Genomic DNA, 25,015 nt, shown 5'->3' on the forward strand with positions numbered 1-25,015 from the left:
CATTCCCGACGAAACGGTATATGCCAGAGTACCTGTCATGTATTATATTTTGAACTGTTGAATCATCTCTTGCAAATCAATTGCCTTATTGCTGAGATCGTTAGCCACTGCATTAATTTCTTGAACAGTTGCCATCTGTTCTTCCATCGCTGCAGATGTTTGTCCTGTTTGTTCCGAAGCTACCTCTGCCAGTGAAGCGATATCTGTGACAGACGCAGATACTTCTTCCGCACTTGCCGAAATCTCTTCAGTCGCAACAGATATTTCTTCAATTTCGTCATTCATTTTTTGAACCGCTTCTACGATTGTCATGAAAGAATGTGCAGCGTCCTCAATCACTTCTACACCTTGAGTCGCATTGGATAAGCTATCTTGTACCGACACTTCAACATTTCTCGTATCATGCTGAATAGCAGAGGTTAAGCTGGCAATCTGACTTGCCGATGCTTTCGATTCTTCCGCTAATTTTCGAACTTCATCCGCAACGACTGCGAATCCTTTGCCGTGCTCACCTGCACGCGCGGCTTCGATTGCTGCGTTAAGCGCCAGCAAATTGGTTTGTTCTGTGATATTCGTAATGACATTTGTAAATTTCTCTATTTCAGCGGATTGCTGGCTTAATCGTTTGATCATCTCATTCGTTTCTGAAGATGAAGTATGAATAAGCGCCATCTGTTCTTTGGCAAACTGCATCGTTCTTTCACTTTCCATACCCAGCTTCATGGCATTTTCTGCACGGTCATGCAAGCTGACTGTTGACTCTGCAATCCGTTGTACCCCTGTAGCCGTTTCTTCCATAGTTTTTGAACTCTCTCGAGCAGAGACAGCAGATCCCTGTGCGCCGTTTGAAATGCTTTCCACGGCCTTTGAGATGTCTTCAGAGGAATCCGCCACTTCATTTGTACTCGCTGAAAGTTCTTCGGCAGACGCTGTCAAATGAAGTGCATTGTCATGGACATCACCAATTACTTTGCGGAGATTATGCTTCATTTGATTGAATGAGTCCGCCAATTCGCGAAGTTCATCCTTGGAATTGAGTTCTACATCTTCACGAGTCAAATCTCCAGAAGCGATGATTGCTGACTCTGCAGTTACTCGCCGCAAAGGACGGGTGATAATTCGGGTGATATAGATGGAAATAACTAGCGCCAATATCAAGGCAATTATGCCCGCAAAAATCAATCCCCATTTTGCAGAGTTAGCAGCTTGTTCGACTTCACTCATCTGGGTTTCAAGATTTTCATATTGCACCGCAATCATTCCATCCATTGATTCACGTATTTGAGTATCGAGCGGGCGCATTGTCTCTTCTAATACAATGCCTGCCTGGCTCGTTTGGCCCGCCTTCTTCAAATCAATCACACGGGATGCAGCTTCCGAAAAGTCCTCTGACATTACCTTGATGCCATTAATAAAGTCTTTGGTCTCTTGAGAATTCCCACTCTCCACCATATTTTGCAATATACCTATACCTTGTCGTGCTTTTTCTTCATATTCGATAAACTTCTCTACATCCTCAGACTTTCCTCGCAGAATAAACGAACGGATGTATGATCCTGACAATGCGAGTTCAGTTTTTACGGCTTGTGCTTGCATCGTCAATGCGACACTGCCCTGCATCATCTCATCATAACTACTTTCAATTTCATTCAACTCATAATGATTCCAAGCCGAGGATAATAAAATCACTACTAAGATTGCCCCGAAACCCGTATATAGCTTTTTTCCGATTGACATTTTTGATTTCCCCCATCTACATGTTCATGCTAAAGATCATTCAATCTCTGCATAAAACTTTCCTTGCCCTTTGAATACTTTATGCATAGCCACCTACTTTATCGTCAACTTTTCTTTATTTATAACAACTATGACTAATGTTCATTTTTTCAAAAAAGAAAGACAAAGGGAATGTCCACCCTTTGTCTATTCGTTCAGATGATTAAAACCCTATGGAACTATTTCCACCTAATACTAGATCATATAAGAAATATCCGAAGCTGAAGTTGGATATGCAAACGGCATGTCTTTTAATTCCTGAAGAGAGAGTTTAAACCGGATAGCCAAAGCGAAAAGGTTTATAAGCTCATCTGCTTCTTCGCTAAGTAAATGAGCTCCCAGTACCACGCCTTCTTCCTGATCTGTAATCACTTTAAAAGCTGCGGCCGATTCGTTCGTCCTTTTATACGTGAACCAGTCAGTCGTGTTTTGATACTCCACGTGGAAGTCCAGTCCCGATTTTTTCGCCTGTTGTTCACTCATCCCTACCGATGCCAGCTTGGGGACTGTAAAAACGACTGATGGAATGACAGGATATTTTGCTTTCTCATAGTTCCCCTCCAATAAATTGGCCGCTACCAAGAGCGATTCGGCCTTAGCGATAGGCGTTAAGGGCGGCCCATCCGTTGAAGCTGCATCTCCCGCTGCGTAGACGTAAGGATTGCTGACACTCTGCATGTATTCATTCACACGTACCCCTTTCTTGTCGCGCTCCACATTCCCTCGGTCCAACTCCATATCGAGCGCCGCCGTCCGTCCTGCCCCATGCACAACCAAGTCGGTTTCCCACTCTAGTTCTTTCTCGTTTTGCTTTCCCTTTACAACAAATGAATCTCCACGCTTCTCAATCGCATCCACACTTACTTCCAAATGAACCTGAATACCAACTTCTTTTGATCGTTCCATCAGTAAATCAACTAAATCTGGATCAAAATGCTTCAGGACACGTTCACTCCTATGCACAATATGAACTTCCGAACCTGCTCTGGCTGCAATATGCGCAAACTCAAATGAAATAAACCCGCCCCCGACAAAAACGATGCGTTTTGGGAGTTCCTCCAATTCCAAAAATTCATCACTTGCCCTCAAATATTCTTCTCCCCCAATTCCCATCTCTATAGGTTCTGCTCCAGTCGCAATTAGGATATACTTCCCTTTCAAGAGCTCTGAACCGACTTTCAGTTCATTCTCACTATAAAAAATTGCTTTCCCATGATACGAACCCACACCCAACTTCTTAAATTTTTCTTCCGTATCTTGGGGAATTGTTGCCGTGAATGTGCGTTTGAATTCCATCAGATTTCGCCAATCAAACCGAGCCGCCGTCCGCACCCCTTTGCCATACATCCGCTCATTCCAATCGGTCAGCTCAGCAATTCCTACCAACACCTTCTTCGGGTCACAGCCGCGCTGAGAACATGTACCGCCAAATGGGCGGTCATCGATAATTGCCACACTCCAACCGGCTTCCTTACATTTACTAGCTGCAATTGATCCGCCAGTTCCCGTTCCAATTACAAGCAAATCATACTCCTTCACCATATCCAATCTCCTCCTTTAGCCACTACCTATTTAAAAATTTGCTTTCCTAATCTAGGAGCACGCAAATCGCTTATTATGTAATGAAATACCCTGAATTCAAATTGTCACACTTCTAATACTTTACAGTTCATTTATCAAAAGCATAGTTCCCTATGTTTAGGAAATACTTATTAGTAAAACCATTTACGTAACAAAAAGGAGTTGAAAACAGTGAAGAACTTAAGCATACTTTCTCTTCTCATATGTATCGGAATCTTGTGCTGGGGTGTTTCCACGAAGTATTTAGGCATCGATTCACGTCCAAATAGTAAGGCTTCTGCTTCGAAGCTCAACCAAGATGAGCTTTATAAGGAATTGGAAGCATTCAGTAAAGAACATAAGATACCTGCAGTTGATGCAAAAGTAGATCGAGTTTGGAAAGCAATCCCTGGATACAATGGTCTCGAAGTGAATATAAAAGCCAGCTACAAAAAAATGAAAGTCAGTGGCGAATTGAACCCCTCGGAAGTCATCTACCAAGAAATTTCTCCAAGCGTTCATTTGGAAGACTTGAATCCTCCACAACCCATATTCAGAGGTAATCCTGAAAAGCCAATGGTAACTTTTTTAATTAATGTTGCCTGGGGCAATGAATATATTCCAGACATTTTGGACGTGTTGAAAAAACATCAAACAAAGGTATCTTTTTTCTTTGATGGCAGCTGGGTAAGCAAAAACCCGGATATGGCGAAATTAATATTCGAGGAAGGCCATGAAATCGGAAACCATGCATACAGTCATCCAGATTTGCAGCAGAAATCCAAAACGGAAACGGTCGAAGAATTAAGGAAAACGAATGATATCATTTCAAAAACATTGGGAATTGATCCGCCAAAGTGGTTTGGACCGCCAAGCGGAAGTTTCAATCAGCAAACTGTCGAGGTCGCCGATCAGCTTGGAATGCATACAGTTTTATGGACAGTCGACACGGTGGATTGGAAAAAACCAGCGACGACAGTGATGGTGAACAGAGTAGTATCTCAGGTCGAAAACGGCTCCATGGTATTGATGCACCCTACATCGCCTGTTGCAGAAGGTTTAGAAGATATGATTATGCAGATTAAAGAACAAGGATATAGGCTCGGCACTGTCAGTGAGCTGATGAGTGAAAAACGCTTGAATGGTACGGTTAGGGATATTGAGAAGACAGTAAATTGAAGTCAATCATAGTTTAACGCAATTTCCTCTGTTGAGAAGCATACAGTAAAAAGATATGGTCAATAGTATAATTGAAAGGTTGATTTAACTGATTTCAAATCACGATCAGTACGCTGCAAATGTTAATAAAAGTACATTCTTCAAGAAAGACGAACAAAACTTCATTAATATTCTTAGCATTCAGCAATTGAATACACTAAACGATATTTCGATGCTCGATATCTTCCTAAGCAAAAATAGTATTATCGAGCCACATTATCATCCCAATGCATCGGAACTGACATATTGCGTATCCGGTTCCGTCACCATTTCATTAATGAATCCTAACACGAAAAAATTTCAACATTATCAGATCACCCCAGGACAGGTGGTCAATATTCCTCAAGGTTGGTGGCATTATCAAATCGCAAATACTGATGATACCCACTTACAAGGAATCTTTAATACCGATACACCCGAAGTGATTTTAGGTTCAGACATTCTAACAGCAACGCCAGCTGACGTTTTCGCCTATACGTATGGTCTGGATGAAAATCAATGGATAGCGGCGACTGCCAATATCCAGCCTTCGATTTTGATTGGTCCTCCAATGGATGAATAAAAGCAAAAAAGCGACAGCTGCTAAAAACTGTCGCTTTTTTCCTACTTAACATCGATTAATCGAATATTCAATCGTCAGGAATGGCAGCGCAAAAATCCTCATAGTATGCGTTGCTTTTAAATACCCATTCCCCACATCTTGAATTAAAAAGTCTTCTTGCAAAGGCAACTTGAATAACCCCTCACTGCCTATCGATACATACACACCTGCATCTGAAGATGGTTCGGACCGATTGCTCGTCAACCGCAAGTCTTCTCCTGCTGAACACAACTCCAGTATGCCCGTCATTGTTGTAAAAGGCAAAGGCAGCGCGATATTCATATACATCCGACCATTCGTTTGATGTTGCGAATAAAGAGCCGTGAATATTGTTTCATTGCCGACTTTCCGTTCCCACGCACGAACATTTTCTCTTCCATCCAACCCGTCATACAGAGTATAAATACTTCCAGTCATCTCAACTTCTTTATTGCTAAAAGGCAAATTTATTTGCTGTGTTCGCTTACTGATGAATGAATACAGAAATGCAAATGGCTTGAACCAAGCATGCCAATTGACGGAAGCTCTGAGTCTGTAATCCGTTGTATTTTCATAAAAGTCAATAATATGTGCAGAGAGATTCACTGACTCTAATTTATAAACGCTTAAATCATCAGAAAGACCGCGGTATCTCCCGACATCCCCGATTTTCTCTGCAAACTGCCTTCCACGGATCTGACTAATGGGAAAAGAATGCGGTTTGAAACGCGATGGCGGAATAGCTAAAGACCATCCGACAATACCTAGTAAAGCAAAGAAGACGCAGTTCAAAACACCATGAAAACGAAGCATAAAGTCGATCGTGACAGAAAACAGCCCAAATCCATTGCTAAGTACATAGAGCACGGAAAATGAAATCGTCACAGCGAGTGCAGTAAATGAAATCCGAATTAGCCATTTTTGCAGTGAATTCGAAAAAGGTAACTTCCAGGCAATCAAAATGATTCCAGCCAAGCCATAAACATATAAAAGAACCGAACCGACTTCAATCCATCGCGAAAACGTAATGCCGATCGCCACAACCATCGGTGCAACGAGTAATGCAGCAGTAGAGCTTCTATACAAACGCGAAGTATGAAGACGCCCTATCAATCCTGAAAAAACCGGTAAAAGGAACGCCGAGTAATGGAAATGAATAGCCGTCAACCAAGTCAGCAACGGACTGAAACCTAAATCAATTTCGGCAATAAAAGCAAAATACCAAACTCCACCCATCGCCAAGTAAATCAATCCTATATCGATCGCAAACTCTTCCAGGTTCGTAAACCCTCGATGAAGAAATCGGAATATTCCATAAAGAGCTATGTAAAGCGTAAACCAAAGGTAGATCGCCGCCAACAAAATATCCCAGTCAGACGAAGTAATTTGTTCAATTACAACCGCCGCATAAGCCGGTACCGCAAAATACGGATAGACTCGGAAAAACCAATCGCGTTCCTTACATAGAAGCCACAGCATAATCGGAATATAGACAAGTTGTGCAACGGACAGCAAGATATAGGGCCAAGGATTTACATTAAAAACAGCAGTGAAAAAGAATAGTAGCACATGAACCAAAATGAAATTAGGCATCGACTGTAAACTCTCCTTCATATGAGAACACATTTCCTATTAAAGGGTTCTTTACAACAACAGAAATTCGAAAGACTTCAGATTGATCATCATATGTTTCCACAATTGTCGCCAACCCCTGAAAAAATCGAGGCAATGGGATTTCTTTTTTGCCAAGCACCAGCCGCTGATCCATTGAATTGATCTCCAATGCGCCTTCATCCGAGACAGTGAATTGCAAGTCCGAGTAAAGTAAATGCGGCTCTCCCAAATAATCTTTCACAACCATTCGTTTTTCATCTAAACTCATCAACGCATTGAAATAGCGCGTTTTCTTCGGAAAGAAAAACTTGCGTTCCCAATGTATTTGCTGTTCTCCTTCTGAATTGACAAAGGATGAATTAATGATTGTGAAAGGGATATCTTGTCCTCGTTCGGGAAAAAGCAGTTTCCATCTCACGCCTAATTTAAAGAGTGGATAAAGCCATTTGGGTCCACCTTGTATAGAGTTCATTCTTCCTGAAGCTCTAAAGACAGAACCTTTTCCAAAATCATATCTTTTTTGAAGCTCAGGATGAAGACGTAAAAAATCTGCCTGTAAAACCTTTTGATATATGGTCATCCTTATCACCTCATTTCTTCCTTTTACAAGATGCAGCAGTCGGAATATCTTTGCTCATCAGCAACCCAATCCCAGTCAACATCATCAAGGACAGATTGAAAGTTACCGGATTAAACGGTTGGATCGCAGTTTCAGGAGAAGCGATCAGGGCGGCAATTGTTAGAAGAGGAAAAAAGACAATCTGCACTACAAAAAGATGCCGCTTCTTTTTATAAATCAACCAAAATAAACCAACTAAAACTTCCGCTATCCCGACAGCGATTACTGCGTAAGTCGCCTGCGCATCTGATAGAGACAAGCTGCTTGCGATCATGGATTTTTCCTGCGGATGCATCGCGACTAGTTTAGGCATCACCCCTTGATAAACCCATAGGAAAGCAAAGAATACAGTCAGGAGTTGCGTTGTAAAAAAACGTCTGTATTGTGATGCCGGCGCTTCACCTTTTTCCAACCATCTCTTTAACACATCAAAACTCAAAGCCGTTGCATACCCCATTAGCGATCTGAAAAACAAATCAAAGAAGCGACCGATTTCCCCGAAATTCGCAGTATAATCATACTGCGTTAAAAACCTAGTCCCATTCTCTATCGGCTCGTACTTCCAATAACCTCGTCCTTCCCGTATAGGCGATACTTTCTGATCCGTTCCGAAATGAAGTGCCGAGCTTCGTGACCCGTTCTTTAATTGCTGCGAACCACTGCTTTTCCCCCAACCTTCCACCGTCAAAAACGGACCTGCCTTTCGTGTGTAGGTGAAAAATTGAGGCTCTTCTTCATTTTTAGGAAGATAGCTAATCGAAGAAAAACGCAAATCCCATTGCGCATGCAAGTCAGGCTCTTGAGATGCATCCCATACTCGCTGAATAGGGACTTGAATCGGTATTTCTACGTAAATAGGTTTTGTCTTCATTTTAAACACCTCTAGAATGTCTGGAATGATTTACTAACTATATTCATATTAGTTTAGCATAGTTTAGTGCATGACAATAAAGGGCCCCTAGCCAATTTGGTCGAGGCCCTGCGTCAAATGTATATCCCTACTAACTACTCATTCATTTCTTCCTGATGAGATTATGATTCACAACCCAGCCCAACATCTTTTGTTCCATCCTTCTCATTAACTCTCTAAACCCTGTTGCCAGTGCATTGATTTTACTTTCATGTGTACGCACAATTTCATGAAGGTCTTCAGTTTCCTCCTGTAATGCCGTAAACTTCTGATCAATTCCATGTAAATGAAGTTTCTGTTGGCTAACTTCATTTCCGACTTCTTGCATAAGTTTTCCATTTTGGTCCACACGTCTTTTCACATCTTGTAGTATGGCTAGTTCATTCCCCAATTCCTTGAACTGCTGACGTTGATATTCTTCCCTTTGATTTTGCATTACAGCTGCTTCTGCCAATTGATTTTCAACATCATGAATTTTCATTTGTTGGTCATGAGCGGTGGCTCCCAACCTTTGGACTTCTTGATTTATTCGCAGTTTTTCGTTCAACAGCAATTGATCTCGATCGTCTTGTTTTTCAACCAAACTCTCTACATGCTTCAGCATTTTTTTCTGCTTATGAAGCATACTGGTGCGCTGATTTTGTAACTGTTTTCTTAGATCTCGATTTTGTTCTTTCATTATTTCGATTTTCTTTTCAAGTGCTTGTGTTTTCACTTGATTTTCCGCTATTCCTTCCTGCAGTTGCTGAGTCTCCTCACAATAAAGACTACGGGAGACCAATTGTTGATTCTCCGGTGGGGGAGGAAAAATCATATGGTAAACCTCCTCTAATTATCAATGCTCTATATTCGTACACTATGCATGTGTAACTTGAAGGGTGTTATTTTACTTCCTAATAGATACATATCCTTCTTCACCGCCAAAATATTTAACTACAGTTATGCCCTCTATATTAAGCATTACCGTCTAGAAAGCGCTAAATAAAATGGCCGCATATCGATTAAACAATCGACATGCGGCCGTTTTCAGTGAAACTAGAAAGTGATTCTCATCTTCCCTTTACAATAGATAACAACCCCAAAACTCCGCCTACTACAACTGTCAAAGCAGTAAGTCTTTTTACATCCAGTGTAGATTGAAACTTCACCTGATCCGGTGTGATGATGTATACCCCCACCGGTTTTACTTTAAAAGAGCCTCCACCACCTTCTCCACCGTTTCCGTCCCCACCGCCACCAACTGCATACTTGATTTTTGCTACAGGAACCACTTTTTGCAAGCCCAGTTCAATAGGTTCTCCATAGACTAAGGATACATCTCTTTGATTAGCAAACTTCTTGAAAATGGTCTTAACAGGTGTTTCAATATACCCTTTTGGCAAGGCATTCGTGTTTACTTGTTCAGCTCCACTACTCATGGTCATTCCTCCCTTATCCTACTCTTTCGCTCTGCATCTAAATTTCCCTTTTATCTATATGAAGCAATCTCTCTAGACAGTCATTCAAAACTCACAATTGTCTCCAATAAATTCTGCGCTGACGATACTTCAGTAACTTCAACGACCACTCTTCCTTTTGTCCAAATGGCATAATGACTGTCTCCTGTAGCATCCAAGCGAATTAGCCCATACATTTTTGGTATCGGCAATGTATGTTCTTCTAAGTACTTAACACTTTGTTTAGCTAAATCAACTCCTTGTTCAGGCTGCTGAATCGAAGTATGCGTAGCCAACGCCCATCTGCCTTCATTCCAACTCGTCCATAAATTGCCGACACCTGCATCTTGATAGCCTGTGATTTCAAATCCCAGGTCTACTTTCTGACCCCCTACTTTAGAATAGTCTTCAAACTCAATGGTCTCATCGGCTTCTTTTTCAGATGAATAGATTTCGACTTTGAGGTTTGCTATTTTCTTGATATCTGGACGTTCTTCTTTTAGTATTTCATTATTAATAGGAATCAGATCTTTGGTTGAATAAAAGTCGATGAAATATTCGTTCTGTCGGGATTCTGTTTTCGCCGTAAGATGCTGTCCTTTTTCCAGAGGCAGATGATTTGGCAATATTTTCTCCACATTTGTTTGCAATTCATCTGCAATTGCGCTCAGTACTTCTTGTTGCGTCAAAGGTTCCGCTTTTCTATCTTCTATTTTATCTCCAGTCGTTTTATCATCAGGTTTTGTCTTCACTTCTCCCTGATCTGCTGAAGTTTCTGCATCAATTTGAGACTCTTTGACTGGTTCATGATCCGCAGAACATGCACTCAATACTACTAGCAGAAAAATCAATAGGCTACCGTAAACTCGCTTTTTCATTCGCTTCATTCCTTTCAATTAATCTACTATATCATTTCCCTCTTACAACATGCGGTAAGCATAAAAAAGACATCATGCATTCGCATGATGCCCTTTCTTTCATAACATCTGATAGCCCCACATCATCGCAAATAATGTGCCGAAGATGGTGACCAGTCCTACAAATAATGCGTAGCCAATATTGGTCAACAGTGCAGTTTTGTTTTCATTCTCCCCGACATGCATGAAAAGAAACAACTGTAAGCACGCTTGAATGATAGCTGTCACTCCCAATATGGTCATACCCATGCCAAACGATAGATCAAACTTAATGACGACGAGTGCGATAAGTGAAAGGAGCAATGAAGAAACAAAACCGATCACATGCGGTACCGGAAACAGTTCTTTCAACTTACATCATCCCTTTCATATAGACAAAACTGAAAATAAAGATCCAGACAACGTCTAGGAAGTGCCAATACAAGGAGAAAATAAAGGATTTATTTGCCGTCTCCGGTGTAAAACCACGTTTTTTCACTTGCAACAAAATCGCACCGCCCCACAGCAAGCCGAATGTCACGTGAGCTCCATGGGTTCCAAGCAATGTAAAGAGCGCGGAAAGGAATGCACTCGTTTGCATTGTCGCACCTTCATGTACATACGTGAAAAACTCCATAATTTCCACGCCCAAGAATCCGAGGCCCAGAAATAACGTAATACCAAAGAAGGTCATCATCGCTTTTTTATTGCCTAATCTCATGGCGTGAATGCCAAGACCGATGGTGAAACTGCTCGACAGCAATACAATTGTTTCGATCATCACAGGCGTGAGTTCAAAAATATGACTGCCGCCCGGTCCATTCCCTATATTATTTTGCAATGTAAAATAGACAGCAAAAAGAGTCGAGAACAATACGATTTCCGCGCCAAGAAACACCCAAAATCCAAGTATTTTCAGCTTATTTTCCTCTGTACTATATTCCAATGGCAACGAGTGATCTATTTTCATTTTTTCTCACCTCTCAATGCATTTTCTGTCCGTTCAATTTCTTCGACAGTAACATAATGTCCATGATCTTGTTCAAATGTTCGATATGCCATCGTACCTAAGATAAACATTCCGGCAATAATCGCAGGAAGCCACCAGCTGAAGACCATGAAGAAACCGAAGAAGAAAAATGCCACGCCCATGATGAACGGCTGACCGTTGTTGTTCGGCATATGAATCGGTTCATAATCCCCTTCTTCAGTCAACGATTTGCCTTCTTTTTTCGCAAACCAGAAAGCATCCAATTTATCGACAACCGGTGTCTTCGCAAAGTTATACTCTGGAACAGGACTTGGTGTACTCCACTCCAATGAGCGCGCATCCCAAGGGTCTCCCGTTACTTCACGCGGCTGATAACGTGTACTCCAATAAATATTGTAGACTAGCAGGATGAAACCGATCGTCAAGCCCACAGCGCCAACCATGGAGAGCATATTTAACGGGCCGTATCCTGTGCTTTCAGAATAGGTATACATTCTACGCGTCATACCATTCAATCCCAGGATAAAGAGTGGGAAGAATGTAATGTTGAATGAAATCGCGATAAACCAGAACGCCCATTTCCCCAGTCTTTCATTCAATTTAAAACCGAACACTTTCGGGAACCAATAATGGAAGCCGGCGATGACGCCAAATACAGTACCCGGAATCAATACGTAGTGGAAGTGCGCAACCAAGAACATTGTATTGTGATATTGATAGTCGGCACTCGCCATCGCTAACATGACGCCTGTTACCCCTCCGATTGTAAAAATCGGAATGAACGCGAGTGCATAGAGCATCGGGGTCGTAAAACTTATTTTCCCTCGCCGCAAAGTAAAGAGCCAGTTAAATATTTTCACACCAGTCGGTACTGAAATGGCCATTGTTGTAATGGAGAAAACACTGTTGACCATGACACCATGCCCCATTGTATAGAAATGGTGGACCCATACTAGGAATGACAGCAAGGAAATGACGACCATACTATAGACCATTGATTTATAGCCATACAAGTTTTTCCGGGCAAACGTAGCAATGATCTCGCTGTAAATACCGAATGCCGGCAAGATAACAATGTATACTTCCGGATGACCCCATACCCAGAACAAGTTCGCCCAGAGCATGTCCATTCCGCCGTTTTGCATCGCAAAGAACTGCGTGCCGAATTGGCGGTCGAGCATCATTAACGCAAGTGCTACTGTCAATACAGGGAAAGCGAAAATAATAATGACACTTGTTATCAAAATGGACCATGTAAACATCGGCATTTTCATTAATTTCATACCAGGTGCCCGCATTTTAAGTATCGTCACGAGGAAATTGATCCCCGTCATAAGCGTCCCGATTCCTGCAATCTGCAATGCAAGGGAGTAGTAGTTATTTCCGACAGTCGGGCTGAACTCCAAACTGGCAAGCGGGAAATATGCAGACCAACCTGCATCAGGCGATCCTCCGATGACAAAGGAAATATTCAACAGCATCGCTCCGAAGAAAAAGAGCCAGAAGCTGACTGCGTTTAAACGCGGGAATGCTACGTCCCGTGCTCCAATTTGAAGCGGAACGACCACATTCATTAAACCAATAATGAAAGGCATTGCCATGAAGAGAATCATGATAATCCCGTGAGTTGTGAAAATTTCATTGTAATGCTGTCCGTCAAGCAAACCATTATTTGGTACAGCCGTTTGCGCTCTCATTAAAAGTGCATCGACTCCTCCGCGGAACAACATGAGTAAAGCGGCAATAATATACATGACACCAATCTTTTTATGGTCAACCGTGGTCAGCCATTCACGCCAAAGATATCCCCACTTTTTAAAATATGTAAGACCAGCCGGAATCGCGATGGAGACAAGCACAATACTGACCATCGCCGCGTAAATCATCGGTTCACCGGTGACAAAAAATTCATCCCATTTCATAGATGTAAACTCCTTTCGAGGTTTGGGTTGAAACTAGTTATTCTGATGTTCACCGTGTATAGTTGAATCATTTTCATGCATCGTTCCCATGTCCATGTCCGCATTTTTCTCGTGTTGATGGCCTGCATGCTCACCTTCAGGGGCCGGAATGAATCCTAAATGCGTAGACCTATAAGTTTTACGGCCCAAAATACCAGGCTCAAGCAAGTGATTGAACTCTGCTTCTGTTAACATAGGCGCTGTTTCTTTCACATCCTGCACCCATTCGTCATACTGTTTTGCAGTCAGGACTTGTGCTTCAAACTCCATATGTGCAAAGTCTTTCCCGCTAAAGTTGGAGTTTTTTCCTATATACGATCCTGGCGTATCAGCAGCCAAATGAATCGTCGTCACCATATCACTCATTGCATATTTTTGGCCTGCCAACTGAGGAATCCAAAAGCTTGTGATCGGACCGTATGAATAAAGTTTGAATTCAATCGGACGATCTTCGGGAATATTAACGTAATTCACTGTTTCAATGCCTTCTTCAGGATAACTGAAATGCCATTTCCAGTTGGATGAAGAGGCATAGACAATGAGTGGTTTTTCATTTGCATATGCTTTTGGTGTATTTTCCACGTCTACCGTAGAGCGTACAGTGACGACAGATAAAATCACTACTATGATGATCGGAATGGAGATCCACGTTATTTCCAACCATTTGCTTCCTTCTTCATGCGGCGGCTCATAATCAGCAGCCAATTTAGACGATCGATACTTCACTAACATAAAAGCAAAGAGAACATACACAACGAATAAAATTCCCGCCATCATTAGGATAGAAAAGAGAATTGTATCCGATATCGTTTGAGCCTGTGGACCTTTTGGGTCGAATATAAGCAACGGGTTATCACAACCGGATAAAATCATGAGTAGAAAACTCGAAATTAATAACCACTTTTTCTTCAATGGGGCTCCCCTCTTCCTTCTGTATTTAAAGCGCTCATATTCCATTAACTATATTTAAATATCAATAAAAGCTAATATTTATTACATTTAAAGTAAAATAGCACTTTTGTGAAATCTATATTATGCCTTTCATAAATGAAAAACAATAGATAACAATCGTTGTCACAAAAGGTTCTTATATATATTTTTATATATTTGCAACTCATTAAAATGTTAGAAGTTAATACAAATTAAAGGAAAATTGGATTGTGAAATTATTGTGAAAAACTATATATTATAAACCGTTTCACTTGACTATTTTACATAAAAAGTATTTTCCACTGCGAAAATGCAATACAAAAACCTCATGGAAAAGAGCCAATTACCTTGTGATTGGCTCTTTTCCATGAGGGGAACCCTGTACCTATTCTCAACCTATCTTGCATATAATAGAACAAACTTAACAGAAATGACGAAAAATCAACATGTTTATTATAAAGAATAGTTATGAAGTGAATGGTAGCACATATCTAAATTCTCCAAGATTGAAAGGAGGTGAATAAACATGGGAGCGAAATGGATTAAAGCGGCTGTTATTTATTTTTTAATCGGAGTAGGTTTTGGACTTTATATGCACGCGACAATCGAACTTCAGTGGGGGGCAACACACGCACATATAAATGTTGTTGGGTGGTTGACGACTGCTGCAATCGGTATTATTTATTCAGTATATCCGAAAGCCGGAAACAGTGCGTTAGGAAAAGCACAATTTTGGCTCTATAACATCGGATTGCCGATCTTATTGCTAGGTATGTTGATCATCCAGCCAGCTATCGGTGCCCCATTGATGCTCATACAAATTTGTGTTTGGGGCGGAGGTATCGCTTTAGCTTTCTCTATTCTTCTATTTATCGTAAATGTGTATAAAAATGTAGAGGCGCCGGCGAGAGTATAAACAAAGATAACTGGGCAACATAGAGTAAGTTCGTTGCCCAGTTATCTTTAAATATATCCATTAATTCGCGATTTGTCTTCTTCATGTATTTCACTCTTTAAGTCTTTAATGCTTTCTTCCCTACGGTCATTTTTTTCTTTGATTTTGGCACGTTCTTCACCTTCTGCGAAGTGCATTGCTTCCTTCGCGGCTTCCATATTGCTGATTGTTTTGTTCAATCTTTCCTTGTTATCAGCTGGATCATTCGGCTTGGGAAAGTTTTTATCCATTTTCCATCCTCCTTCCTTCGCTTTTCCTTCCAAATTAGCTTTCCCATATTTCTTAATATTATTTACACCGTTTTAGTCTAAGAATACAAAGAACTTTTTGAAACATTGTGCCATAATTGCCAAAAATAACTTCACGCTTATAAAATCTTCAAGCGAACACTTGACCACCGTTTACATGCAATACTTGCCCGGTTACGAAGCGAGAATCATCAGAGGCAAGGTAAACAAAAGTCGGTGCTACTTCAAATGGCTGCCCTTGCCGATCCATCGGGTTACCCGCCAAAACTACTTGGTCTGCTGAAAAGCTTGCAGGAATCAATGGAGTCCAAATTTTACCTGGTGCAATAGCGTTGACACGGATTCCTTTGCTGACCAAATTTCTAGCCAATGCCCGTGTCAAACCCACAATTGCCGCTTTTGTTGCTGTATAATCCATTAATTGCTCATTGCCTTCAAAAGCAACAACGGAAGCTGTATTAATAATGGAACTACCCTTTTTTAAATAGTTCATTGCGGCGCGTGTAGTATAAAAATGGGAATAAACATTTAGTTTAAACGTCTCATCAAATTGGTCATCGCTAATATCTACAATGCTCAATTGCTGGAACTGAATGCCGACATGGTTACAAAGGATATGAAGTGAACCGAATGTATTGACCGTTTTTTCGACGATCTCCACACATTGCTTTTTATGGCGCAGATCACCGGGCAACAGAAGGCAGCGCTGGCCAAGTTCTTCAATTCTGTCTTTAGTCCGTTTGGCATCCTCATGCTCATCTAGATAGGCAATGGCTACGTCGGCTCCCTCCTTTGCAAAAGCAATGGCAGTCGCAGCTCCTATACCGCTGTCACCTCCTGTAATAAGTGCTGTTTTTCCTTTCAACTTGCCACTTCCCAAATAATTTGGGTTTTCGATGATAGGCCGCGGCACCATTAATGCTTCCCTTCCCGGCTGATGGTATTGTCTTTGCTCTGGTACCGTCAGTGCCACTTCTTCATAACGGGTTATTTTCCCGTAATTCGGATAAAGAGGATAGTCTTCGCTCCCTGAATGATCATGTGTCAATTCTTTCTCCTCCTGACTTCATGCTAATCAGGCTACTTTATGTTTAAAAACAGTTTGTTATACTTCACATACTTGAAACTAGAAGAATATAGTGTATTGTAAAGTAAAATTTAGGAGGCACACTTTATGGAATCTTACTTTTCTCCTTATGTGCATTACTTGCTACTCCCGTACTCTGAGCAGACATCTGTTTTAATCTATGGAAATCAGTTTTTGCAAATGGAAGTTCCTCAAATCGGTCCCAGACCGCCCTTTTATTCTCATCCAGTCTATGATTCATATTTGCCAGTCATTTGAGAGATTAAAGAGCCCCCTGCCAACTGGTTGAGAAATAATAAACTATTTATGGAATTAATTAAGCCCACCTAATAACAAGGTGAGCTAAAATACTACATATCGATAAGAAGCCAATTTACCACAATCTATCCATCGCACACTTTAAAAAATCGAATTAAACATATCTCTAATTATAGGAAAAAGGAGATTGCCTGCAGCAAATTTCATAGCCATAATGCTTGCGATAATCAGAACAAAAATCATTATACTGATAAATTGTTTTTTAGTAGACATCTGATCATTCCTCAAACGACAAGTTCATTGGTTCATTTAGAAGTTCAAATGTAATATCCAGGTTGGTAGTCGCCACCCGGTGGTCTACCTCTTCAAAACGTAATTCATCAATCCATACTTGCCCTTTACCTGACAAAAGAACTCCAAAAGAAATAGTTGATCCGTTTTCAGGGACATCCAAGACTATAGAATAATAATTCCATTCGGTATCTCCCTTAATTTGTCGATTGCTCATATTATCAAATTGCAAAACGTCACCCAGTGTATTGTCGACTCTCATCCAAAAACCACAAAATCCTTCGACGCTCGATGCCTTTAAAAATCCTGAGAACTTCATTCTTTTCCCAAGGTATTTTTCGGCTTTAAATTGTTGCATCATTGTAGCAAATTCATCAGTAGACTGCACAAGTACAGATTGTAAAAAACCTGAAGACTTCCCTTTATGCACTGTTTCTTGATCAATACCCATCTGGTAAAGATTCGGATTACTTCCGCTTAAGATCCATCCTTTTACAGCATGTTCTTCATTCACAGTTGTTTCCTCCTTTTGCTTAGTTAAATTACCCATTAGTTTCCGATAGTGGCCTGGGGGCAAATGATAATACTTTTTGAAAGCTCGTGAAAATGCTTCTTGTGATTCAAAACCATAATTCATCGCAATATCAATGATTTTTGCATTGGTATAGATAAGCACCTGAGCAGACTCGGTAATTCTCCTGTATCTCACATACTCCGTAACAGAGACGCCGGTTTCATTCTGAAATATACGGTGAAAATGAAACTTAGAAAAACCAGCATTTGCTGATACGTCTTCAAGAGACAATTCCTCATTCAAATTTTTTTCAATAAAGTTAATAGTGCTTTGAATAACGGGACTATAGCTCATCTCCTCACCTCTCTAACGTTAATATACCAGAAGTATTTACGGTCTTTTTGACTTTAATTGCTTTCATTTAGCTCGTAGATGGAATTTTAAAAACCCCTAATTAAAATTAGAGGTTCATTACGAGAAATATTGCCTACACATACTCTTCAATCGCATCCAGAACAATTGATTGTTTTATATGATAATGCGTCGCTTGCCAAATTCCTCTTCCGTCTTTTAAAATCAACAGCTGCGGAGATTCATGTTTCACGCCAAGATCCTCTTCGACTGCCTTCGAAACTTTTCTGTCTAGCTGCACAATCACTACGTATATAGGAAGTTCTGTCTGCAACTTCTGCAATTCTTTTTTCGCCGCCACGCTACTTATACACGTCATACTCAATTTGAATAAAAGAAATGGCTGTTCGTCTGATTTCTTCAATAGCGTCTTCCATGCTTCTACCGATTTAATTCGTTTCATACTAGATTCTCCCCCTAATTTCCTTTCAATCCTATCGTATAGTGTACACAGCACGGGGTAAAGAAAGCTGTTTTACATGAAAAAGGAGTCAAAGCCTCGAATACCAGCTTCAACTCCTCTTTTTATTATGCTTATTGTTATGAACCCATTTTCAGCTCCTATTCCTTTATGCATAATAATAGGTATGTAACGTGCGCACGTATCCTACACTTGTTCCCTGGACATATAAATTCTCCATATAGCTTTATAGTCGTGCAGCTCACCTGTCAACTTCGATTTGCATCCTCAATAATCCACTCAGCCGCACTAAGAAGATCAGGAAACACAGCATCTGCAAGTGGGTCTGCTGTACCAAGAAAGACTCCTTTCGTCCCTGCATTTTTACCGGCGATAATATCCGTATCAGTATCCCCAACCATATACGACGAGGAAACGTCTACATGATACTTCCTCGCCAAATCTTCAATCATTTTGCTGTTCGGCTTTCGACAAGCGCATCCTGCCTTTGGTTTATGCGGACAGTACGCAACCTCTTGAATAAACGCGCCTTCCTTTGCCAGTTCGGCCATCATATGTTTATGAATCGCCTTCAACTGGGACTCCTTCATAAACCCAAGTCCGACACCACCTTGATTGGTCACAACGAAGATGTAATCAAACACCGTATTCAATTGCTTAATCGCTTTCGCAACACCCGGCAAAAAGAACAGCTGTTGAGGCTCATTTACAAATTTCACCCGGTCGGTGAGCACTTCATTTATCACACCATCGCGATCTAGAAACACTGCTTTTTTCAATAGTGACACACTCCTTGCCAGATTAACGTCTTATCGTAAGGATTTCCTGTATATAGGCTTTTATACAAAATCGGAAAGGACATGTCGCCTAAAGCTCTACATAATTACGAGCGAGCTGTTTCGCACACACCCGAACTCTATTCCATGTTAAACTATCAGATATATCACACACTTACAAGGAGTGAAGTAAATGAATGAAAAACAATTTGACAAAATTAAAAATGGTAAAGGATTTATTGCCGCACTGGATCAAAGTGGCGGAAGTACACCAAAAGCGTTGGCAGCTTATGGCGTACAAGAAGATGCTTACGCCAATGAAGACGAGATGTTCAATTTAGTGCACGACATGCGGACACGGATCATTACATCTCCTGCCTTTGATTCAAAATATATACTCGGAGCGATTCTCTTTGAACAGACAATGGATCGTGAAATTGAGGGCATGTACACTGCGGATTACTTAGCAGAAAAGAAAGAAATCGTACCTTTCCTAAAAGTGGATAAAGGGCTTGCGGAAGAAGCAAACGGGGTTCAATTGATGAAACCAATCACTAATTTGGATGAACTATTGAAGCGGGCAAACGAACGTCATATTTTCGGTACCAAAATGCGTTCCGTCATCAAAGAGCCAAACGAAGAAGGCATCCGGGCAATCGTCGATCAACAATTTGAGGTTGGTAAACAAATTATTGCGGCGGGTCTCATTCCGATCATCGAACCTGAAGTCGATATCAACAGTTCAGGTAAAAAAGAATGTGAACAGCTGCTGAAAAAAGAAATTCTAAAGCATCTAGATCAGTTGCAAGACACTGAGAACGTTATGCTGAAATTGACGATCCCGACAGAAGCGAACGTATATAAAGAGCTTATCGATCACCCTCGTGTAGTGAGAGTAGTCGCACTGTCAGGGGGATATTCAACAGTTATCGCGAATGAAAAGCTCAAAGAAAACGAAGGACTGATTGCAAGTTTTTCACGTGCACTGAGCCAAGACTTAAATGCCAATCAGACAGATGAAGAATTTAATGACACACTTGAAAAAGCCGTGCAATCCATTTATGAAGCGTCTATTTAAATTGATTCAGCCAGTACTCGAGACAGAATTGTTTCGAGTACTGGCTTTTTAGAATCCGAAGCGTTTCGTTAATAAGTGACGCCAGTTCAATTATCGAAAAACTGTATGTAGTTAGGCAATATAATTGAGGTCCAGTCAAATAACCACTAACATGTGAGATGTGTCCAATTCATGTCGTATTCTGATTTTTTCATGAATACGACTTTTAAAATGGGTGGTTATTATTTATGGTAAACTCGCAAACATTTGATTTTAAAAAGAATATTCCACTGATGGTCGTTTTATTATCAGGTGCATTTATCACGATCCTAAATCAAACCCTTCTCGCGACAGCATTGCCGCCGATCATGGTTGATCTACATATCACGGAGAGCACGGTGCAGTGGTTGCAATCGATTTTTATGCTCGTCAATGGGATCATGATTCCGATCACTGCCTTTTTAATCGGAAAATTTACTACGAGAAGACTATTCCTTACTGCTATGAGTATATTTGCTTTCGGTACACTAATCGCTGCCGTTGCTCCCAGCTTTTCTTTTTTATTGCTAGGAAGAGTTTTACAAGGAGCCGGTGCGGGGATTATGATGCCGCTCTTGCAAACTATTATGTTCCTTCTCTTCCCTATCGAAAAACGAGGAAAAGCAATGGGAATGTACGGGCTCGTTATTGCGTTTGCACCTGCCATCGGACCAAGTTTATCAGGATATCTCGTTGACCAATTCCCTTGGCGAAGTGTCTTTTATGTCGTACTGCCATTTGCTTTATTGAACATCATTGCGGCATATTTCTTACTGAAAAACGTGACGAAACAAACCAATCCTAAAATGGACAGTTTATCGATCATTCTTTCCACATTCGGATTCGGCGGACTTCTTTACGGATTCAGTATCGCGGGTACAGCGGATTGGCTCAGTGCGGAAGTCGGTCTATCCATTGCTATCGGAGCAATTTCGTTAATTTTATTCATACGAAGGCAATTGAAGCTGGTACAGCCGATTCTTGAATTCAGGGTATTTAAATACAAAATCTTCACCATTGCTACTGGACTCGGCATGATCGTGTTCTCATCCATGATCGCAACAACTGTGATTTTACCTCTCTTCATGCAGACGATGCTTGGATTCAATGCTTTCCATTCAGGCCTTATGCTATTACCAGGTGCGATTATTATGGGCATCATGAATCCGGTGACCGGTGCATTGTTCGATAAATACGGGGCAAGATGGCTGCTGCTAACCGGTTTCACCATCCTGACGATTACAACGTTCATGTTCGCGAATTTATCCGCAGGAACTAGCTTTACATATTTAGCTATCTTGAATGCAGTTCGGATGACAGGCATAGCCATGGTCATGATGCCCTCTACGACACTTGGCCTGAATCAATTACCGAACCACTTGATTTCGCATGGGACCGCCATGAACAACACCTTCCGCCAGATTTCCGGCTCGGTCGGGACCGCTGTTTTAGTGACGATTATGGTAACAGCTGAAATAGATGACGGTACGGTATCCGGTCAAATTCATGGAGTCAATATTGCATTTCTCGTTGCAGGATACATCTCAATTGTCGGGCTCGTCTTGTCTTTTCTGATTAAGGATTCGAAGCCGAAAAGAAGTCCTGTGAAAGCATAACGTGAAAAATCTCCCTTACACTGAGTGTGGGAGATTTTTCATATTCGGTTTCCGCAGTCATCTAACTGTTGCTGAAAGTTCTTTCTCCATCACAATATGCGGAATACCCTCCTCCATAAATACCTCTGAAGCCGTCTTATATCCAAGCTTATGATAGAATTTCTCGGCATGTGTCTGGCCATGTAACTTCACTCGACCAATTCCTTGTTCTTGTGCAATCTCTTCCAATGCACTGACAATCACTTTCCCCAAACCTAACTGCCGATGAGAAGGTAGGATACAGATCCGTTCCAACTTCCCTACACCATCAACATCTCTAATTCTACCTGTGCCGACAGCTTGTTCTTCATCTACTACTAAAATATGTTCACATATGCCTTTTTGAGCATCGAACTCATCAAATTCATTTTCTTCGGGCACGTTTTGTTCTTCTACGAATACTGCTTTACGAATATCAAATGCTTGTTTCAGATCCTCATCGTTAATTATTCTTCTGACTTGCATTGTTCCATCATCCTTTTTTATAAAATTAAATTATCTCTTATAGTATAACGTTTGGAACACCTTCACTGCACGCTTCATTTTAGTATGGCAGTAATTCATTTTAAATTTGTATGGTTGACTATACATAATGTATAGTTTAGTATACATTATGTATAAATGAGGTGAGGATGCGCGTGATTAAAAATCGAGTGAAGGAGCTGCGGGCACGATTTGATTTGACTCAAGGTGTGCTTGCAGAACGAGTAGGCGTAACACGGCAGACGATTGTCGCGTTGGAAAAAGGAAGCTATACGCCTTCCCTTTTGTTAGCAATGAATATTGCAGAAGTATTTAAGATGCCGATTGAGGATATTTTTTTCAAGGAGGATGCTAAATGAAGAATGTGTTTCTGGCTGTCAGTTTACGAATTTTATTATTTGTAGCGCTTGCAGTGATGGTGTTTGATTTTTTAAGAGTGGAACAATTATTTATCCAAATGGATAGAGGTCTTCTTGATGGATTCTCTGTAGACATTTCCAATTGGCCAGGATATATGCTTTTAGGGATTTTATTTTTTTTCATTATTGCCAATCTACTACATTTTTGGCGTTTGCGGAAACAGACGAATACAGATATACGGGACTTCTTTACTTTTGAGTATGATGCCACCGATGAACGAGCCATTGATCATACAAGAAAAGCAGTAAGTTACGCATTTTCCGGTCTACTTATTTATTCTTTTTTCGTAATTGGTTCATTTATGTTTATACCGAATTATTTTTTAGATCATATTTGGTTTCCAGTATTTGCTGTTGCTTCAATTCCTATCAGTGGTTTGCTCATTTACGCAGTGTCTTTTACGGTATTGCAACGTACATAGAGAAAGGATGATCCATATGGAACTGCAAGAGCTTTTGTATAAGAAGTACACTGGCTATGATACCCCCGCTGATTATGTGCGGTGGGCAGAGGAAATAATTTATTTAGATATGGATGAAGTGAAGATGTTGGCAAGTATGCGGCCGCCCCTCCAACCTTTTGAAATAAATGAGATGTTTGAGAAAGCAGTTCGCGCAATAGGTTGGGAGCTTCCTTCAGAAAGAGACTGCGCATTATTCCATATAAATCTGTTGCATCAACATTTACTTTTTAATTCTGATGAAGTGTTTGCTAACGTCAAAGAAATTTATAACTGTTCGATTCAATATGATTTAGAAGAAAAACAGCTTCAGTGGCATGAACCCAGTGAATGGGTTGATCAATTTCAATATGACAAAGCATTTGTTTTATCAAAAGAAGAAGTAATCGAAAAAATCATCGCATATGCACGCGAACTTTGGTATTCAGAAAAAAGCAAGTATACCTTTTCTACACTACTTGGCCAGCGGATATTGGATGTCGATGTGCAAGCAGCTCCTCGATTTATCGTGCAGTTTGAAAACGGCCGCCTAATGATTGAGTGCGCTTGGAGAATTCGCAACACAGAAACCATTTTATTCGGCCATGCTGATATGGATGTGAATGGTATGAGTTGGAAAGACCTTCAAGATTTATTGATCAACAAGACCATCCAAGATGTACAGCTTTGGGAAAACTGCCCTTTCCTCATGGTGCAGTTGGATGATTTATTTATCGATGTATTTCACAGTAGCACTCTTTTTGAGGGCTGGTCCATAACCGAGGATGGTGATCATTACTTGCTTTCGGATCACGGAGGGCAGATATATTAATTAATAAAAGGTGCTAGATTCTCTTTTCAGGGGTCCGGCACCACTTTTAAGCATTTAAAAACTCTTCCTTTAATAAAGAATACATATAAAGGTCATCAAACTTCCCTAACGTACACTCATAACTCCTTAACAAACCTTCTCGAACGAAACTGTGATTTTCAACTAAACGCTTGGATGATTCATTCGGTGGTTCAATCAATGCTTCAATCCGTTGCAGGTTCATCTGCTTGAACCCATAAGCCAGCACTATTTCGAGAGCTTCGTTCGCTATGCCTTTCCCCCAGAAACTTCTACTTAACTCAAAACCAATTTCCGAACGATAATGCTTTGGAATCCAATTCAGAAATCCGCAGCTACCTATGATGACATCGTCTTCCTTAAGGGCAATTCCCCATCTGATCCCGCTTCCCTCGTCAAATATGGAACGATACCAAGAAATTTCATTTATTGCGTCATCGATAGACAGAAAGGGTTCCAAACCCATGTGCTTAACTACAGTAGGATCAGATAAATAAGCTAGCAAGCTACCAGCGTCCTCTTCAGTCACTTGACGCAGTATCAATCTATCGGTTTCCAGTATGGGGAATTTATTATCATTTTGCATCAGTAACCACTCCTCCAACATGAACTTATTCTGT

General features: G+C 40.8%; 27 protein-coding genes and 1 pseudogene. 9 read left to right on the forward strand and 19 right to left on the reverse strand.

Going from position 1 to position 25,015, the window contains the following annotated elements:
* Window positions 1-42 precede the first annotated feature (42 nt).
* Together B5D59_RS04205 and B5D59_RS04210 are read right to left on the reverse strand one after the other, a co-directional pair.
* Entirely contained in the window at window positions 43-1,737 is a 1,695-nt protein-coding gene (locus B5D59_RS04205) for a methyl-accepting chemotaxis protein (protein ID WP_078816961.1), read from the reverse strand.
* A 234-nt stretch (window positions 1,738-1,971) separates the two neighbouring features.
* Window positions 1,972-3,318 carry a dihydrolipoyl dehydrogenase family protein gene (locus B5D59_RS04210; protein WP_078816962.1) on the reverse strand — a complete coding sequence of 449 codons (1,347 nt, stop codon included), beginning with the start codon at window positions 3,316-3,318 and terminating at the stop codon, window positions 1,972-1,974.
* Window positions 3,319-3,528: 210 nt separating this feature from the next.
* On the opposite strand from B5D59_RS04210, the gene B5D59_RS04215 reads away from it, so the two are divergent.
* Window positions 3,529-4,515: a polysaccharide deacetylase family protein gene (locus B5D59_RS04215; protein WP_078816963.1), complete on the forward strand. Its 987-nt coding sequence runs from the start codon at window positions 3,529-3,531 to the stop codon at window positions 4,513-4,515.
* Between the two features lie 88 nt (window positions 4,516-4,603).
* Window positions 4,604-5,104, forward strand: a pseudogene (locus tag B5D59_RS04220) (cupin domain-containing protein); the annotation flags it as partial.
* A gap of 57 nt (window positions 5,105-5,161) precedes the next feature.
* Here the strand turns inward: B5D59_RS04220 and B5D59_RS04225 are convergent.
* The 10 genes from B5D59_RS04225 to qoxA form a co-directional block, all read right to left on the reverse strand.
* A complete protein-coding gene (locus B5D59_RS04225; RefSeq protein WP_176132488.1) occupies window positions 5,162-6,727 on the reverse strand; it encodes a YndJ family protein in 1,566 nt (521 codons plus the stop codon).
* Complete coding sequence (locus B5D59_RS04230; protein WP_245799442.1) at window positions 6,720-7,328, reverse strand: DUF4166 domain-containing protein; 609 nt, start codon at window positions 7,326-7,328, stop codon at window positions 6,720-6,722. Before B5D59_RS04230 ends, B5D59_RS04225 begins: the two co-directional genes overlap by 8 nt.
* Window positions 7,329-7,338: 10 nt before the next feature.
* Window positions 7,339-8,238, reverse strand: coding sequence for a DoxX-like family protein (locus B5D59_RS04235; RefSeq protein ID WP_078816966.1), 900 nt, complete (start codon window positions 8,236-8,238; stop codon window positions 7,339-7,341).
* Between the two features lie 142 nt (window positions 8,239-8,380).
* On the reverse strand, window positions 8,381-9,091 hold the full coding sequence (locus B5D59_RS04240) for a hypothetical protein (protein ID WP_078816967.1): 711 nt from the start codon (window positions 9,089-9,091) through the stop codon (window positions 8,381-8,383).
* A 235-nt stretch (window positions 9,092-9,326) separates the two neighbouring features.
* Window positions 9,327-9,695 (reverse strand): hypothetical protein, encoded by a 369-nt coding sequence (locus B5D59_RS04245; protein WP_078816968.1) that lies wholly within the window; start codon window positions 9,693-9,695, stop codon window positions 9,327-9,329.
* Between the two features lie 80 nt (window positions 9,696-9,775).
* On the reverse strand, window positions 9,776-10,591 hold the full coding sequence (locus B5D59_RS04250) for a hypothetical protein (protein WP_078816969.1): 816 nt from the start codon (window positions 10,589-10,591) through the stop codon (window positions 9,776-9,778).
* 99 nt (window positions 10,592-10,690) lie between these two features.
* Window positions 10,691-10,981 carry a cytochrome aa3 quinol oxidase subunit IV gene (gene qoxD / locus B5D59_RS04255; RefSeq protein WP_009497765.1) on the reverse strand — a complete coding sequence of 97 codons (291 nt, stop codon included), beginning with the start codon at window positions 10,979-10,981 and terminating at the stop codon, window positions 10,691-10,693.
* A 1-nt stretch (window position 10,982) separates the two neighbouring features.
* A complete protein-coding gene (gene qoxC, locus B5D59_RS04260; protein ID WP_078816970.1) occupies window positions 10,983-11,579 on the reverse strand; it encodes a cytochrome aa3 quinol oxidase subunit III in 597 nt (198 codons plus the stop codon).
* Window positions 11,576-13,522 carry a cytochrome aa3 quinol oxidase subunit I gene (gene qoxB / locus B5D59_RS04265; RefSeq protein WP_009497767.1) on the reverse strand — a complete coding sequence of 649 codons (1,947 nt, stop codon included), beginning with the start codon at window positions 13,520-13,522 and terminating at the stop codon, window positions 11,576-11,578. The genes qoxC and qoxB overlap by 4 nt, the downstream gene beginning before the upstream one ends.
* Before the next feature lie 33 nt (window positions 13,523-13,555).
* Complete coding sequence (qoxA, locus tag B5D59_RS04270; RefSeq protein ID WP_078816971.1) at window positions 13,556-14,473, reverse strand: cytochrome aa3 quinol oxidase subunit II; 918 nt, start codon at window positions 14,471-14,473, stop codon at window positions 13,556-13,558.
* A 544-nt stretch (window positions 14,474-15,017) separates the two neighbouring features.
* Between qoxA and B5D59_RS04275 the strand changes: the two genes are divergently transcribed.
* Window positions 15,018-15,407: a hypothetical protein gene (locus tag B5D59_RS04275; protein WP_078816972.1), complete on the forward strand. Its 390-nt coding sequence runs from the start codon at window positions 15,018-15,020 to the stop codon at window positions 15,405-15,407.
* A gap of 47 nt (window positions 15,408-15,454) precedes the next feature.
* Here the strand turns inward: B5D59_RS04275 and B5D59_RS04280 are convergent, their stop codons facing one another.
* The gene (locus B5D59_RS04280; RefSeq protein WP_078816973.1) at window positions 15,455-15,676 is read right to left on the reverse strand and encodes a small, acid-soluble spore protein tlp; all 222 of its coding nucleotides are present in this window, start codon (window positions 15,674-15,676) and stop codon (window positions 15,455-15,457) included.
* A 148-nt stretch (window positions 15,677-15,824) separates the two neighbouring features.
* A complete protein-coding gene (locus tag B5D59_RS04285) occupies window positions 15,825-16,742 on the reverse strand; it encodes an SDR family oxidoreductase (RefSeq protein ID WP_078816974.1) in 918 nt (305 codons plus the stop codon).
* A 126-nt stretch (window positions 16,743-16,868) separates the two neighbouring features.
* On the opposite strand from B5D59_RS04285, the gene B5D59_RS18150 reads away from it, so the two are divergent.
* Window positions 16,869-17,039, forward strand: a complete 171-nt coding sequence (locus B5D59_RS18150; RefSeq protein ID WP_176132489.1) for a hypothetical protein — start codon at window positions 16,869-16,871, stop codon at window positions 17,037-17,039.
* A gap of 277 nt (window positions 17,040-17,316) precedes the next feature.
* Here B5D59_RS18150 and B5D59_RS04290 read toward each other — a convergent pair whose 3' ends face one another.
* From B5D59_RS04290 to B5D59_RS04300, 3 genes are all read right to left on the reverse strand, one after another.
* A complete protein-coding gene (locus tag B5D59_RS04290) occupies window positions 17,317-18,198 on the reverse strand; it encodes a helix-turn-helix transcriptional regulator (protein ID WP_009497775.1) in 882 nt (293 codons plus the stop codon).
* Between the two features lie 133 nt (window positions 18,199-18,331).
* Window positions 18,332-18,658, reverse strand: coding sequence for a bacillithiol system redox-active protein YtxJ (gene ytxJ / locus B5D59_RS04295; RefSeq protein ID WP_078816975.1), 327 nt, complete (start codon window positions 18,656-18,658; stop codon window positions 18,332-18,334).
* Window positions 18,659-18,924: 266 nt separating this feature from the next.
* Window positions 18,925-19,455, reverse strand: a complete 531-nt coding sequence (locus B5D59_RS04300; protein ID WP_078816976.1) for a D-glycero-alpha-D-manno-heptose-1,7-bisphosphate 7-phosphatase — start codon at window positions 19,453-19,455, stop codon at window positions 18,925-18,927.
* Between the two features lie 190 nt (window positions 19,456-19,645).
* On the opposite strand from B5D59_RS04300, the gene B5D59_RS04305 reads away from it, so the two are divergent.
* Both B5D59_RS04305 and B5D59_RS04310 read left to right on the forward strand, forming a co-directional pair.
* Entirely contained in the window at window positions 19,646-20,530 is an 885-nt protein-coding gene (locus B5D59_RS04305) for a fructose bisphosphate aldolase (RefSeq protein ID WP_078816977.1), read from the forward strand.
* Window positions 20,531-20,757: 227 nt separating this feature from the next.
* Window positions 20,758-22,164 (forward strand): MDR family MFS transporter, encoded by a 1,407-nt coding sequence (locus B5D59_RS04310; protein ID WP_078816978.1) that lies wholly within the window; start codon window positions 20,758-20,760, stop codon window positions 22,162-22,164.
* Between the two features lie 57 nt (window positions 22,165-22,221).
* Here the strand turns inward: B5D59_RS04310 and B5D59_RS04315 are convergent, their stop codons facing one another.
* Entirely contained in the window at window positions 22,222-22,668 is a 447-nt protein-coding gene (locus B5D59_RS04315; protein ID WP_078816979.1) for a GNAT family N-acetyltransferase, read from the reverse strand.
* Between the two features lie 167 nt (window positions 22,669-22,835).
* Here B5D59_RS04315 and B5D59_RS04320 point away from each other — a divergent pair, with 167 nt between their 5' ends.
* From B5D59_RS04320 to B5D59_RS04330, 3 genes are read left to right on the forward strand one after another with little or no spacing between them, the layout of a single operon-like run.
* A complete protein-coding gene (locus B5D59_RS04320) occupies window positions 22,836-23,045 on the forward strand; it encodes a helix-turn-helix transcriptional regulator (protein ID WP_078816980.1) in 210 nt (69 codons plus the stop codon).
* Entirely contained in the window at window positions 23,042-23,527 is a 486-nt protein-coding gene (locus B5D59_RS04325) for a hypothetical protein (RefSeq protein ID WP_078816981.1), read from the forward strand. The genes B5D59_RS04320 and B5D59_RS04325 overlap by 4 nt, the downstream gene beginning before the upstream one ends.
* A 16-nt stretch (window positions 23,528-23,543) precedes the next feature.
* On the forward strand, window positions 23,544-24,377 hold the full coding sequence (locus tag B5D59_RS04330) for a hypothetical protein (RefSeq protein ID WP_078816982.1): 834 nt from the start codon (window positions 23,544-23,546) through the stop codon (window positions 24,375-24,377).
* A gap of 46 nt (window positions 24,378-24,423) precedes the next feature.
* Here the strand turns inward: B5D59_RS04330 and B5D59_RS04335 are convergent, their stop codons facing one another.
* A complete protein-coding gene (locus B5D59_RS04335; RefSeq protein ID WP_078816983.1) occupies window positions 24,424-24,981 on the reverse strand; it encodes a GNAT family N-acetyltransferase in 558 nt (185 codons plus the stop codon).
* Window positions 24,982-25,015: the final 34 nt, after the last annotated feature.

This window comes from Sporosarcina newyorkensis (assembly GCF_900167515.1).
Lineage (GTDB): Bacteria > Bacillota > Bacilli > Bacillales_A > Planococcaceae > Sporosarcina > Sporosarcina newyorkensis.